Below are 13196 nucleotides of genomic sequence, written 5' to 3'. Positions count from 1 at the left end.
GCGGCGATGATCGACCTGCCCGGTAACGATCAACCGGATTTGGCGCCGAGCCGGCATGGCAGCGAAATGAGCGAGACACTGGTAAAGAAGCACAGCGAACGAGCAGAACGAAGGATCAGGGTGACCGCCGCAGCCCGTTTGCGTCACCTGGCCCCGCTTTTTGTCGCCGCGACGATCCTGAACAGCTGCCAGTCTGTGATGGATCAGTCCTATCAGCCGAGCGTCTCGCCATCGGCAAATCCGCAGATCGTATCCGAGGTGCAGAAGAACGATCCGCGCGCGCAAATGGGCGCTCGCGAGCATCCGCGCATTCTCGCGAGCTATGGCGGTGAATATAAGGACGCAAAGACCGAGCGCCTGGTGGCCCGTATCGCCGGCGCCTTGACCAGCGTGTCGGAAAATCCGCAGCAGTCCTACCGCATCACCATTCTCAATTCGCCGTCGATCAACGCTTTCGCACTGCCGGGCGGCTATCTCTACGTGACGCGCGGCCTGCTGGCATTGGCCAACGACGCCTCGGAAGTCGCTGCCGTCTTATCGCACGAAATGGCGCACGTGACAGCCAATCACGGCATCGAACGGCAGAAGCGCGAAGAGGCGGAAGTTATCGCCAGCCGCGTCGTTGCCGAAGTCCTATCGAGCGATCTTGCCGGCAAGCAGGCGCTCGCGCGCGGCAAGCTGCGCCTCGCCGCCTTCTCGCGCCAGCAGGAGCTGCAGGCCGACGAGATCGGCATCCGCACGCTCGGCCAGGCCGGCTACGACCCCTATGCGGCTGCGCGCTTCCTGAACGCCATGGAAGACTACAGCCGCTTCATGTCGGCCAATTCCGACGCCGACCAGAGCCTGGACTTCCTTTCGAGCCACCCGAGTACCCCGCAGCGTATCGATCTCGCCAAGGCCCATGCCCGCGAATTCGGCGAAGAACGCAAGGTCGGCGACAGCGGTCGGGACTATTATCTGAACGGCATCGACGGCCTGCTTTATGGCGACAGCCCCGAGGAAGGCTATGTGCGCGGCCAGACCTTCCTGCATGGCGGCCTCGGCATCCGCTTCGACGTGCCGCCCGACTTCCGCATCGACAACAAGGTCGAGGCCGTCATGGCGACCGGTCCAGGCGACATCGCCATCCGCTTCGACGGCGTTGCCGATACCCAGAACCAGAATTTGACGAACTATATTTCCAGCGGCTGGGTGACCGGCCTAGACCCCTCGTCGATCAAATCGATCACCGTCAACGGCATGCCGGCAGCCACCGCGCGCGCCTCCGCCGATCGCTGGGATTTCGACGTCACTGTCATCCGTGACCGTACGCAGATCTTCCGTTTCCTAACGGCCGTTCCGAAGGGAAATATCGCCCAGCTCAATCAGACGGCCAATGTGCTGCGCTCGAGCTTCCGTCACATGACGCCGGAAGAGGCAGCATCTCTGAAGCCGCTGCGCGTCCGCGTCGTCACCGTCAAGCCGGGCGACACGATCACCACGCTTGCCGCCCGCATGATGGGTACAGACCGCAAGCTCGACCTATTCAAGCTGATCAATGCAATGCCGACCGGTGCGAGCATTGCCGTGGGCGACAAGGTCAAGATTATAGCTGATTAAGAACCTTTGCCTTCTCCCGAGCGGGAGAAGGTTGCTTTCAGGCGTAGCTTGCCATGCCCGGATCGGCATCGACCAGCGCGATGCGGAGCTTGTCCATGGCGCGGCTTTCGATCTGCCGCACGCGCTCCTTGGAAATGCCGAGATCGGCACCGAGCTCCTCAAGCGTCGCCCCATCTTCGACAAGGCGGCGGGCACGAATGATCTTCATTTCCCGTTCGTTGAGATGCTTCAACGCCGATGCCAGCCACACGCGACGGCGTTCGCCGTCGATCATGTCGGACACCTGCTCATCGGGAAGCGGCTCGGCGCTAATGAGGAAATCGATGCGCTCGGCACTTTCGGAATCGCCCGCGATCGAAGGGGCCTGCAGCGAGGTGTCGCTACCCGAAAGGCGCGCATCCATGGTCTGCACGTCGGCAAGGCTGACGCCAAGCGTTACTGCAATTTCTTCGTGAATGGACTGGACGGTGACGCCGGAATTGCTGCGGGCGAGCTTGGCGCGAAGGCGGCGGAGATTGAAGAACAGCGCCTTCTGCGCCGAACTCGTGCCACCGCGTACGATCGACCAGTTACGCAATATATAGTCCTGAATCGAGGCACGGATCCACCAGCTGGCATAGGTCGAGAAGCGCACTTCGCGCTCCGGCTCGAAGCGGGCAGCTGCTTCCAGCAGGCCCACATATCCTTCCTGCACGAGATCGCTCATCGGCAGTCCGAAATTGCGAAACTTGCCTGCCATCGAAATGACAAGGCGCATGTGGGCAGTGGCAATTTGATTGCGCGCGCCACGATCGTCATGATCCTTCCAGCGGATGGCAAGGTCATGTTCCTCGTCGCGATCGAGATAGGGAGCAGCCATCGCAACTTTGATCATACGCCGATCTGCAGACATATTCGTCATATGTATCTCCTAGGTTCGGCCTCAAATCGTCTCTAATGCCGCGGTCGACGAAAAGGGCAACAAGCATCGTTTCCGAACATCGCTGTTCGGATGGAAATCAATGAATGAAATTTCAAATTGGAGACCGATATCCGGTTCGCCGGATGATCGATGACTAGTCTAGTTCGATCTCAGCGAATGGGTCTGACGATTGAAGCATCTTCAGATCGCCGGGGGGCTTCGAATGACAACGCATAGGCCGGTCCTCGTGAATGTCCATAAACGGCCTGTTTGGAAAACTCTCCCACCGGAGTGCACCCACACGGACCGCCAACACGAAGCTTTAAACGCGGCAGGACGAAAAAGGTTCCAAAGAAAAAACCCGGCGCGATGGCCGGGTTTTTGAAAGCAGTAGCTTATGCCTTGGCTTTATGCGGCTTCGTCCTGGGAATCGTCGTCCTCGACGATCTTGCCGCGCTTCGGGCCTTTGTTGAGATTGGTTTCGACAAGGCGAACGGCCTCGGTTTCCGACATCTTGTTGACTGCGGCAATTTCGCGCGCCATGCGGTCGAGCGCAGCTTCATAAAGCTGACGTTCGGAGTAGGACTGCTCGGGCTGGTTCTCGGCGCGATAGAGATCGCGAACCACTTCTGCGATCGAGATCAGATCGCCGGAATTGATCTTGGCATCGTATTCCTGGGCGCGACGCGACCACATGGTGCGCTTCACGCGAGCCTTGCCCTGCACGACCTTCAACGCCCGATCGACGAAATCCGTTTCGGAAAGCTTGCGCATGCCGATGCTCATGGCCTTGGCCACCGGCACCTTCAGACGCATCTTGTCTTTCTCAAAGTCGATTACGAACAGCTCGAGCTTCATGCCCGCGACTTCTTGTTCTTCAATTGCGGTGATCGTGCCGACACCGTGGGCCGGATAAACGATCGCTTCACCAGTCTTGAAGCCATGGCGTGCTGCTGAAGGTTTTTTCTGCTGGATCGTCATTCTTTTCAAAAACTCCCTGTTACGCGCCCGTCAAGGGCCGGGGCCGGGTCAGTCAGGCCCGGATGAGACGGAGTACCGTCAAGTGACTTCAATTCTGGTCCAGCCAGACTCATGCAAAAAGAAACCCGCCCATCGCGACCTTAGACCCGACACACAAAACGTTGATATGTCAGGGAAACCGCGTACGGATTGGTGATTTGCTTTCGTGATGGTTTTGGGCATGCGAAATGCCGCTGTGGATCAGTGTGAGCAAGGTATCACAAAAATCTGAGGAAATCAATAATTTGCTTCACGCACGCCAAAAAGGCCACGTTGACAGCCTTGCGGCTCAAGCGAGGTGATTCGCTCCGTACGATATCGACTACACCTTTATGGGCGGCCTGTCACCGCCTCAGATCAATCGCCCGCGCCGGGCTTCGTCGAGAAGTATTTCTCGAACTTGCCCTGCTCTCCATCCATTTCCTTGGCTTCCGGCAGCTCATCGCGCTTGACGGTGATGTTCGGCCAGATGGATGCATATTCGGCATTGATCTTCAGCCACTTGTCGAGGCCCGGCTCCGTATCGGGCTTGATCGCCTCGGCGGGACATTCCGGCTCGCAGACGCCGCAATCGATGCATTCGTCAGGATGGATAACGAGGAAATTCTCGCCTTCGTAGAAGCAGTCGACGGGGCAGACTTCTACGCAATCGGTATACTTGCAGCGGATGCAATTATCGGTCACGACATATGTCATGAAGCACTCCAGGAATGACTCTAGCTTCCGCGGCTGTGCAACCTGGAACGTCGCACCCTTCCACGGAGCCGAACGAACAGACGAATGCGCCACGCGCAGACTCGCCGCTCGGCTGGTTACCGGCAGGTTGATCGTGAGGTATCGACTTTGCTGCCCAATTTCAAGGACAAACAATCTTCAAAACAACGAACGAAAGACAGAGTTTTCTAATCATCATCCGAGATCAGGCGATCGATTGCGCGCCGGTCGCGCTTTGTCGGCCTGCCGCTGCCCGGCGCTCGCTGAGCCTGCTCTAAAGCGGTGAGGTGTTTTGTCTCACTCGGCGGCGGCGTCAGGTCTTCGTAGAGCAGCTTGGCTTCCTCGAAGGGGCCTCTGCGGTCGCCGGTTGCCCGCACGATGAGAATGACATCGCGGCGTTCGAGAGAAAGCTCTATTCGATCGCCGGCCTTGAGGTTGTAGCTTGGCTGCACAACCCGCTCGCCATTGACTCGCACGTTGCCGTTCTGCACATAAACTTGGGCCAGCGAGCGGGATTTCACCATGCGGGCGAAGAAGAGCCATTTGTCGATGCGCTGGCGCGAACCGGAAAATGGCTGCTTCTCGTCCTTCATGGCTTATTTCTTCATCTGCTCCTTCAGGGCAGCGAGCTTTGCGAAAGGAGAATCCGGATCGATCGGCTTTTCCTTGCGCGGCGGCTTGGCTTCGAAGCGCAAAGGCTGCGACGCGCCGCGGTTGTTGCGGTCGTTCCGATTGTTGCGGTCGTTCCGGTCGCCACGCTCCTGACGGTCGTTGCGCTCGCCACGGCCGCCCTGCTGCTGCGGACGTCCGCCCTCGCGATTGTTGCCGCGCGGGCCCTTGTCTCCGCCACGAGCTTCACGCCCGTCACGACGATCGCGGCCTTCGCGATTACCTTCCCCGCTTGCCTGCTCGCCGCCACCGCGACGATTGCCTTGCTGACCGCGGCCCTCACCCTGCTGGCCACGGCGATCGCCATGATGACCACGGCCGCCCTGACGCTGCTGCTGATCGCTGCGGCCGCCAAGACGCCAAAGCAGAACCGGCTTTGGCTCAACAGGTTCGGCGGCAACGGCATCTGGTGCTGCTTCCGTGACTGCGGCAACTTCAACTGCCGCAACCTCGGCAGCCGGAGCTGCCTCTTGCGCAGCGGCTTCCGTTTCCTTAGCCGGCTCTTCGCCAGCGGCGTCGGCATCGTCGTGATCCGCCTTTTCGGCAGCGGCTTCAGCAGCCGGCGCCGGTGCGGCATTCGTATCCTGCTGAGCGAGGAAGGCTGAAGCCTCCTCCGGCTTTACGGAATCGGCGCGATAGCCGAGACCCTTGAGGATTTCCTCCATGTCCTCCAGCGTCGCGCCGAGGATGGAGAGCATCGCCGTCGTCGTCGTGAACCGGCGGCCATCATACGCACCTTCGGGACGCGAAGCCTGGCCCGGCTTCCACTGCAGAAGCGGACGGATCAAATCCGCCAAACGCTCGAGAATGTCGATACGCACCGCACGCTTGCCGAGGAACCGGAAGCCTGCAAGCTTGTAGAACATGCGCTCATAGCTTGGATCGGTGACAACAGACGTACGGCCGGCGGCGAGCACGGGGATCAGATCGCCATAGCCCGGCTTGTCGAGGCCATCATTTTTCAATGCCCAGAGCAGGGTGATGAGTTCGGCCGGAGCCGGCTTCAACAGTGCGGGCACGAAAATATGATAGGCGCCGAAGCGGACGCCGTAGCGGCGCATGGAGGCGCGTCCATCCTGATCCAGCGACTTCACCTCTTCGGTAACGTCGCGGCGGAACAGAACGCCGAGATTTTCCACCAGCTGGAAGGCCAGCCCCTTGGCAAGCCCCTGCAGATCCTCGGCGCGCGACAGGTCGTCCAGCGGCTTCAGGATTGTGCTGATGTGATGATTCACAAAGCGCTCGATACGGGCGGCGACATGATCGCGCGCATTGCCCGTCAGCTGCTCGTCGGCGAGCAGGATGACACGCGGCCGCATTATATGCTCGCTGCCCGACAGGCGCGCCACGGGATCGCCCAGCCAGCGCACCAGACCATCGGCGCTGATCGCAAGATCTCCATTGCCGGCCGCATGCATGCGGGCGGCACGCGCCTCGAATTCCAGCGCGAGCGCCTTCAGCGAGGCAGCATGGACAGCCTTGGCGTCCGGCCCCTCGGTTCCCGAGATAGGCGTGAACCGGAATCCGGTCAACTGTCCCACATGATGCCCCTCAACGAAGACATCCCCATTTACACTGATTTCAGCTTCCAGCATCGCATTCTCTCTCAGGCGCTTCATGAGCACAGATGTCCTGCGATCAACAAAGCGTTTCGTCAACCTCTCATGTAACGCGTCGGACAATCGATCTTCGATTTCCCGCGTCTTTTCTTGCCAGTGTGTCGGATCGGCAAGCCAGCCGGGCCGATTCGATACATAGGTCCAAGTCCTTATCTGCGCGATTCGTGCCGAAAGCGTGTCGATCTCGCCATCTGTCCGATCGGCGCGATGCACCTGTTCGGCAAGAAAGTCCTCTTTCACCGTGCCATAGCGCACAAGATCGGAAAAGAGGGTAGCAATGAGATCGGCGTGCTGTGTGGGCGTTATGCGCCGATAGTCCGGAAGCGCACAAGCTTCCCATAATTTCTCAACCCGGGCCGGGTTGCTGGCAAGATCGACAATCTCCAGGTCGCGTGACAAATATTCCAACGCCTGCTGGTCTACCGCAGGCAGCGCCCGCGTCAAGCCCTGCACGCGTGGCGCGTCTTCTAAACTGGCGCGCAGCGCGGCGATAGAGGAGAAATCGAAATCCTTGGTGCGCCATTGCAGCACTTTCACCGTATCGAACTCGTGTCCCTCGATCCGCCGCACCAGTTCGTCGTCGAAGGGATCGACCTGGCCCGTTACGCCGAAAGTGCCATCCTTAAGATGGCGCCCGGCCCGACCCGCGACCTGCCCGAGTTCGGCCGGATTGAGATTGCGGAACTGGTAACCGTCGAATTTGCGGTCCTGAGCGAAGGCCACGTGATCGACATCGAGATTGAGACCCATGCCGATCGCATCGGTCGCGACCAGATACTCCACATCGCCGGCCTGATAGAGTGCGACCTGCGCATTGCGGGTCCGCGGGCTGAGCGCCCCGAGCACGACGGCGGCGCCGCCGCGCTGGCGACGGATGAGCTCGGCGATGGCATAGACCTCGTCGGCAGAGAAGGCGACAATCGCGGTGCGCTGCGGCAGTCGCGTGATCTTTTTCTGACCGGCATAAAAGAGATGCGAAAGCCGCGGCCGCTCGAGAACGGTAATGCCGGGCAGAAGCTGCTCGAGAATCGGCCGCATCGTGCCGGCACCGAGCAGCAGCGTCTCATCCCGGCCGCGCAAATGCAAAATGCGGTCCGTGAAGATATGGCCGCGCTCGAGGTCGCCAGCCAACTGCACCTCATCGATGGCGACGAAAGAGGCCCGCGTCTCTCGCGGCATGGCCTCGACCGTACAGACCGAATAGCGCGCATTGGGCGGCGATATCTTTTCCTCGCCGGTGACGAGGGCGACATTCTGAGCCCCGACCTTTTCGACCACGCGAGTATAGACCTCGCGCGCCAGCAGCCGCAGCGGCAGGCCGATAACGCCGCTGCCGTGCGCCACCATACGCTCGATGGCATAATGGGTCTTGCCGGTATTGGTCGGTCCGAGCACCGCGGTTACGCCGCGTCCGCTCAGGATCATAGGCTGCGAGATTTTAGTCATTGGTCCGTGTATGGGCGAGAAACTACCGTCTTCCGATCAGCAAGCTCCTCTTGGAAGAAAGGAAGAGATGACGACCATATGTGACAAAGGCAAGACCTGAATGAAAAAACAGTAGCCGGAACAATCGATTTCGCAATGGGTCGTTTCAACTGGAAGATACATTGCCCCTACATCCCATACGAGTCCAGCGGATTCCGGAACAGCCTGAGAACGAATCGGCGACGAATCGCTGACTCGATAGTGTTCCCCATGTGTTCGCTACTACATATGGAATTCGAATCATAGATTCCCACCAGATACTGAATCGCGATTTCACCGGCCTCTCCATGTGAAAACGAGTCAAGTGATGAATCCGAACGAAGCCGCTTTTCGCAAGCGACCATGGTTAATCATTTGTAAAGGATAACTATTTTTCCGATTCCAGCCGCCTTGTTAAGATTCGGGTCAAAGCCGGAACGAATCGGCGACGAATCGCTGATTTCGGCCGATTCTACCTTTGTTCCCCACAATATGTAGCGTCTTCGCCAGCGATTCATACTGGACTCTCGATGGTTGAAGTCGCGATTCGAGCCGAATCGTGGATTGCGATCAGTCTTTCGGCGAGCGCAAATATAAAAATCGATATTTACATTCATAGATTGCAGACATTAACGCTTCGATCAAAGCTCGAACGATTCGGCGACGAATCGCTGATTCATGCATGTATTTCATTTATTCACGGCTATATATGGTGGCGCGGATGGGGCGACATCGCGACATGAAGAACCAGCATGTTCGCGAACTCCTCCGCAAACACCCTTGCGTTAACCGATCGAGCCCTCCCAAACGCTACTTTTCGGCGACTATTGGCGGCCTCCGCCCATGGCGGCTTCCCGCTGTTCCCTTCGTCCGGAGGGATCGCCATCGTGCTCCAGCGGCTTCCATATTAACCAAGGCTCAAATGCAGAACGAATCGTCGACGAATCGCAGACATGGGCTTTTTCCCGTTTTGTTCACCGCAACCTATTGTATTTTAATTATATTTTAACCATAAGATTAAGTCTCGCCTTACCCGCGGTTCCTGCCGGCTCGCGCCACCGCGTTAAGATTTCGCAGACCATGAATGCCCTCGGCGTCGGGATTTTTATTTCTTAGCCGGAACAATTTTATGCCACGCAAGTTTCTAAGGCAGAAGTGCTGGGAACACCGTCTGCGCGCATCGCGAGCGGTCACGGTAGAGGTTCTGAAGCGTGTCGCTGGATGGCTCAAGGCGTTGGGAATATTCGGGCACGGACATGGAGGAGACATATCATGCTTGGTACAGTATTGCTTGTGATACTGATTCTGCTGCTGATTGGCGCACTTCCGAGTTGGGGCTACAGTCGCGCTTGGGGGTATGGCCCGTCGGGTGGTCTCGGGCTTGTTCTCGTCATTGTTCTTATTCTGCTATTGATGGGGCGGATCTGATCCGCAGATCATTGTTGAAAACTTCGAAGCACCAGGAGCTAACATCATGAAGAAGATCATCGTCGCGATCGCCATCGTCGGCGCACTGGCGTCGTGCACGGCAACGGAAAAAGGCACAGCCATCGGCGCTGGCACCGGCGCTCTGATCGGCGGCGTTGCCACTCATAGCTGGGGTGGCGCAGCTGTTGGCGCAGTCGCCGGCGGCCTCGTAGGCAACCTCATCGGCCAGTCGCATGAACGCCGCGGCTACTGCATCTACCGCGACCGCTATGGCAACCGCTATGAGGCTCGTTGCCGCTAAGACCAAGTTTCATGACCGGCCGACTTGTCGGCCGGTCATGACATTCAAGCTTGGCACACCGGACGCTTGAAGCGGCAATTTGAGAGACGATTCCTTTCCCGCACCAGCCTGTTTGCGGGGATGAAGCAGTGTTTTGAGAAAGGACCGGCGTCATGGCCGCAATTATCGCAAGCATTGCAGCATTCGCACTCGTCGGCACGACCTTTTACGCGCTCGGCTGCGCGGTCAGGGCCTGCAACAAGGAAAAACAGCGCATGGCGCCGGAAGCCGTCATCCTGGAATTCAAGCCGCGACAACGGCAATCGGCCGGCTCGGGCCGGGGATGATTGCCGGGCTTACCCGGCAATCCCTGAGAGCATTTCCAGAAAAAGCGCACAGCAGTTTTCCGTCCGGATGCGTAACGAAACAAGAAGATAGAGCATTTTCGCGATTCGAACGAAGAAAAGCGGAAACGCTCTAGATATAGAAATCCGCTCAGACGAAGAACTGTCCGCCATTGGCTGATATGGTCGATCCCGTGATGAAACCGGCATCGTCACTGGCAAGGAAGACCACGACGCGGGCGATTTCCTCCGGTTCGCCGAGGCGTCCCACGGGGATCTGCGGGATAATCCGCTCGTTCAGCACCTTTTCCGGCACCGCAAGCACCATTTCCGTGCCGATATAGCCTGGGCAAATGGCGTTGACGGTGATGTTCTTGTTGGCCCCTTCCTGGGCAAGCGCCTTGGTGAAGCCGAGATCGCCAGCCTTGGCGGCAGAGTAGTTCGCCTGCCCCATCTGCCCCTTCTGACCATTGATCGAAGAGATGTTGATGATTCGGCCAAAGCTGCGCTCGCGCATCCCCTGCCAGACATGGTGCGTCATGTTGAACAGGCCGGTGAGGTTGGTATTGATGACCTCGTGCCACTGCTGCGGCGTCATCTTGTGGAACATGGCATCGCGAGTAATACCGGCATTGTTGACCAGGACTTCGACGTGGCCGAGATCGTGCTCGATCTTGGCGATGCCCTTGCCGCAGGACTCATAGTCGGTCACATCCCACTTGTGGACGGAGATGCCAGTCACATCGTGGAAAGCCCGGGCTTTTTCGTCATTGCCGGCATAGGTTGCCGCCACCTTATAGCCCGCATTGTGCAGCGCCATCGAAATAGCCGCTCCAATGCCGCGCGTCCCTCCGGTTACCAATGCCACTCTGCTCATGTGCCACTCCCCTTTTGTTGCTGCGGAGACGGGACGCTCCTACATCGAGCGCCCTCTCCACTTTCACCACGTCTTCAGGAATTCTCGCTTGAGACGCTCAGAGCGCCTCGAAGCACATTGCGACACCCATACCGCCGCCGATGCAGAGCGTAGCAAGCCCCTTGCGGGCGCCACGGCGCTTCATTTCGAACAGCAGCGTGTTGAGAATACGGGCGCCGGAGGCGCCGATGGGGTGACCGATGGCGATCGCGCCACCATTGACGTTGACGATCGACGTATCCCAGCCGAGGTCCTTGTTGACGGCGCAAGCCTGGGCTGCAAAGGCTTCATTGGCCTCGACGAGATCGAGATCGCCGACGGACCAGCCGGCTTTCTCCAACGCCCTGCGGGAGGCCGGAATGGGGCCTGTGCCCATGACCTGCGGATCGACGCCGGCAGTCGCCCAGGAGACGATGCGGGCAAGCGGCTGGATGCCACGGCGCGAGGCTTCAGCCTCGGTCATCAGAACGGCGGCGGCAGCGCCGTCATTGAGGCCGGAAGCGTTACCGGCGGTCACTGTACCTTCCTTGTCGAAGGCAGGCCTCAGCCTGACCATGCCGTCCAGCGTCGCGCCGTGGCGGATATATTCGTCGGCATCGACGATCACGTCGCCCTTGCGTGACTGGATCGTGAAAGGAACGATCTCGTCCTTGAAACGCCCGGCCTTCTGCGCAGCCTCGGCCTTGTTCTGCGAGGACACGGCAAACTGGTCCTGATCGTCGCGCGAAAGCTGCCACTGCCGCGCGACATTTTCCGCCGTGATGCCCATGTGATAGCCATAGAAGGCATCAGTCAGGCCGTCCTTGATCATGGTGTCGATCATCTTCATGTCGCCCATCTTTGTGCCGCCACGAAGATGCGCGGCGTGCGGGGCCATCGACATGGATTCCTGGCCGCCGGCGACGATGATCTTCGCATCGCCGGTCGCGATCTGCTGCATGCCAAGTGCGACGGCGCGCAGGCCGGAGCCGCAAAGCTGGTTCACGCCCCATGCGGTCGCTTCCTGTGGAATGCCGGCCTTCATCGCAGCCTGGCGAGCCGGGTTTTGCCCTTCGCCGGCCTGCAGGACCTGGCCGAGGATCACTTCGTCGACTTCCTTGGCATCGACGCCAGCACGCTCCAGCGCGCCCTTGATGGCGACGGCTCCAAGCTCATGAGCCGGGACGGTCGCAAACGCGCCGTTGAAGGAGCCGACGGCGGTGCGAGCCGCGCTGGCGACGACGATAGATGAACTGGTCATGAAAGCCTCCTCACTGAACGAACGTGTATATAAGTCGAAACTGTCAAAGCTTTGCGCCAGAGTCAAACTGCAAGAATTTCCGGTGCGCAGATTTCATGAAGCCGTCATCGCTCACAAAAATCCAATCAAAGGAAAGGGCTTGCCGCATCGCACAAACCGATTGTCACCAAGCTTCTTTTGCGTCTACACTCAGCGGTGGAGGAGTATTCCATACAATCAGACGGGGCCAGGAGACTGATAATGGCGAAGAATGACGGCCAGATCGTAATCAAGAAATACGCCAATCGCCGCCTATACAATACCGGCACCAGCACTTACGTGACGCTGGACGACCTGGCGGAGATGGTGAAGAAGGGCGAGGAATTTACCGTCCAGGATGCCAAAAGCGGCGAGGATATTACGCATTCGGTCCTGACGCAGATCATTTTCGAACAGGAATCGAAGACCGGTAACACGCTACTGCCGATTTCCTTCCTTCGGCAGTTGATCGGCTATTACGGCGATCAGATGCAGATGGTCGTGCCTAGCTTCTTGGAACATTCCATGCGCGCCTTCACCGAGCAGCAAACACAGATGCGCGAGCAGATGAACCGCGCCTTCGGTGAAACGCCGCTCGGCAAGAACCTGCAACTGCCGATGCAGATGGTCGAGGAACAGGTTCGCCGCAACACCGAGATGTTCCAGCAAGCCATGCAGATGTTCTCACCCTTCATGAAGCCGCCGGCCAAAGAAAGCCGCAAGGCCGAAGCTAAGGACATCGACGAACTGAAGGAACAGCTCCGCGCCATGCAGAGCAAGCTGGATAGCCTCTAAGATCAGTCCTCGCATCTGCAGCGGATGCGAGAGCCGTCAAGGCTCTTTGGAATCAACGAAATCTTAGGCCCACAAGCGAAAAAGGCCGGCGAAACCAGCCTGTGTGAGAAGTCCGGCAAATCAATTAAGGTGGCCGCATTGGAAACGATGCGGCCATTTTCATGGGATACATTTCAGGGACTGATCGGG

The 13196-nt window shown here is 58.7% G+C and carries 12 protein-coding genes; 5 read left to right on the top strand and 7 right to left on the bottom strand.

The genetic code is table 11. The features are described from left to right. Window positions 1–66 precede the first annotated feature (66 nt). The gene (locus tag GA0061102_RS13190) at window positions 67–1599 is read left to right on the top strand and encodes a M48 family metalloprotease (RefSeq protein WP_458550469.1); all 1533 of its coding nucleotides are present in this window, start codon (window positions 67–69) and stop codon (window positions 1597–1599) included. A 37-nt stretch (window positions 1600–1636) separates the two neighbouring features. Here the strand turns inward: GA0061102_RS13190 and GA0061102_RS13185 are convergent, their stop codons facing one another. From GA0061102_RS13185 to GA0061102_RS13165, 5 genes are all read right to left on the bottom strand, one after another. Further along, window positions 1637–2500, bottom strand: a complete 864-nt coding sequence (locus tag GA0061102_RS13185) for an RNA polymerase factor sigma-32 (protein ID WP_092847990.1) — start codon at window positions 2498–2500, stop codon at window positions 1637–1639. 408 nt (window positions 2501–2908) lie between these two features. Next, window positions 2909–3481 carry a CarD family transcriptional regulator gene (locus tag GA0061102_RS13180; protein ID WP_092847987.1) on the bottom strand — a complete coding sequence of 191 codons (573 nt, stop codon included), beginning with the start codon at window positions 3479–3481 and terminating at the stop codon, window positions 2909–2911. Between the two features lie 396 nt (window positions 3482–3877). Further along, window positions 3878–4216 (bottom strand): ferredoxin FdxA, encoded by a 339-nt coding sequence (fdxA, locus tag GA0061102_RS13175; RefSeq protein ID WP_092847984.1) that lies wholly within the window; start codon window positions 4214–4216, stop codon window positions 3878–3880. A gap of 206 nt (window positions 4217–4422) precedes the next feature. Next, the gene (locus GA0061102_RS13170) at window positions 4423–4827 is read right to left on the bottom strand and encodes an RNA-binding S4 domain-containing protein (protein ID WP_092847981.1); all 405 of its coding nucleotides are present in this window, start codon (window positions 4825–4827) and stop codon (window positions 4423–4425) included. A 3-nt stretch (window positions 4828–4830) separates the two neighbouring features. Then, window positions 4831–7968 (bottom strand): helicase-related protein, encoded by a 3138-nt coding sequence (locus GA0061102_RS13165; RefSeq protein ID WP_092847978.1) that lies wholly within the window; start codon window positions 7966–7968, stop codon window positions 4831–4833. 1290 nt (window positions 7969–9258) lie between these two features. Between GA0061102_RS13165 and GA0061102_RS13160 the strand changes: the two genes are divergently transcribed. The 3 genes from GA0061102_RS13160 to GA0061102_RS33155 all read left to right on the top strand — a co-directional run bounded on the left by GA0061102_RS13160 (window position 9259) and on the right by GA0061102_RS33155 (window position 10041). Continuing rightward, entirely contained in the window at window positions 9259–9414 is a 156-nt protein-coding gene (locus GA0061102_RS13160; protein WP_075853478.1) for a DUF3309 family protein, read from the top strand. 43 nt (window positions 9415–9457) lie between these two features. Next, window positions 9458–9715: a YMGG-like glycine zipper-containing protein gene (locus tag GA0061102_RS13155; protein WP_208858648.1), complete on the top strand. Its 258-nt coding sequence runs from the start codon at window positions 9458–9460 to the stop codon at window positions 9713–9715. Between the two features lie 152 nt (window positions 9716–9867). After that, window positions 9868–10041, top strand: coding sequence for a hypothetical protein (locus tag GA0061102_RS33155; RefSeq protein WP_167667975.1), 174 nt, complete (start codon window positions 9868–9870; stop codon window positions 10039–10041). A 148-nt stretch (window positions 10042–10189) separates the two neighbouring features. On the opposite strand, the gene phbB is transcribed toward GA0061102_RS33155, so the two are convergent. Then, window positions 10190–10915: a beta-ketoacyl-ACP reductase gene (gene phbB, locus GA0061102_RS13150; protein WP_092847973.1), complete on the bottom strand. Its 726-nt coding sequence runs from the start codon at window positions 10913–10915 to the stop codon at window positions 10190–10192. A 97-nt stretch (window positions 10916–11012) separates the two neighbouring features. After that, complete coding sequence (locus tag GA0061102_RS13145) at window positions 11013–12194, bottom strand: acetyl-CoA C-acetyltransferase (RefSeq protein WP_092847970.1); 1182 nt, start codon at window positions 12192–12194, stop codon at window positions 11013–11015. Between the two features lie 240 nt (window positions 12195–12434). Between GA0061102_RS13145 and phaR the strand changes: the two genes are divergently transcribed. After that, window positions 12435–13007 carry a polyhydroxyalkanoate synthesis repressor PhaR gene (gene phaR, locus GA0061102_RS13140; RefSeq protein ID WP_092847967.1) on the top strand — a complete coding sequence of 191 codons (573 nt, stop codon included), beginning with the start codon at window positions 12435–12437 and terminating at the stop codon, window positions 13005–13007. Window positions 13008–13196: the final 189 nt, after the last annotated feature.

It is taken from the genome of Martinezella miluonensis, from assembly GCF_900094545.1.
GTDB lineage: Bacteria > Pseudomonadota > Alphaproteobacteria > Rhizobiales > Rhizobiaceae > Rhizobium > Rhizobium miluonense.
Note: the sequence above shows the minus strand (reverse complement) of the source record. Positions and strands in the feature narration are given on the sequence as shown.

Coding starts and splice junctions, on each gene's coding strand:
- GA0061102_RS13190 (WP_458550469.1), top strand. CDS start 67: ATGAGCGAGACACTGGTAAAGAAGCACAGCGAACGAGCAGAACGAAGG.
- GA0061102_RS13185 (WP_092847990.1), bottom strand. CDS start 2,500: ATGACGAATATGTCTGCAGATCGGCGTATGATCAAAGTTGCGATGGCT.
- GA0061102_RS13180 (WP_092847987.1), bottom strand. CDS start 3,481: ATGACGATCCAGCAGAAAAAACCTTCAGCAGCACGCCATGGCTTCAAG.
- fdxA (WP_092847984.1), bottom strand. CDS start 4,216: ATGACATATGTCGTGACCGATAATTGCATCCGCTGCAAGTATACCGAT.
- GA0061102_RS13170 (WP_092847981.1), bottom strand. CDS start 4,827: ATGAAGGACGAGAAGCAGCCATTTTCCGGTTCGCGCCAGCGCATCGAC.
- GA0061102_RS13165 (WP_092847978.1), bottom strand. CDS start 7,968: ATGACTAAAATCTCGCAGCCTATGATCCTGAGCGGACGCGGCGTAACC.
- GA0061102_RS13160 (WP_075853478.1), top strand. CDS start 9,259: ATGCTTGGTACAGTATTGCTTGTGATACTGATTCTGCTGCTGATTGGC.
- GA0061102_RS33155 (WP_167667975.1), top strand. CDS start 9,868: ATGGCCGCAATTATCGCAAGCATTGCAGCATTCGCACTCGTCGGCACG.
- phbB (WP_092847973.1), bottom strand. CDS start 10,915: ATGAGCAGAGTGGCATTGGTAACCGGAGGGACGCGCGGCATTGGAGCG.
- GA0061102_RS13145 (WP_092847970.1), bottom strand. CDS start 12,194: ATGACCAGTTCATCTATCGTCGTCGCCAGCGCGGCTCGCACCGCCGTC.
- phaR (WP_092847967.1), top strand. CDS start 12,435: ATGGCGAAGAATGACGGCCAGATCGTAATCAAGAAATACGCCAATCGC.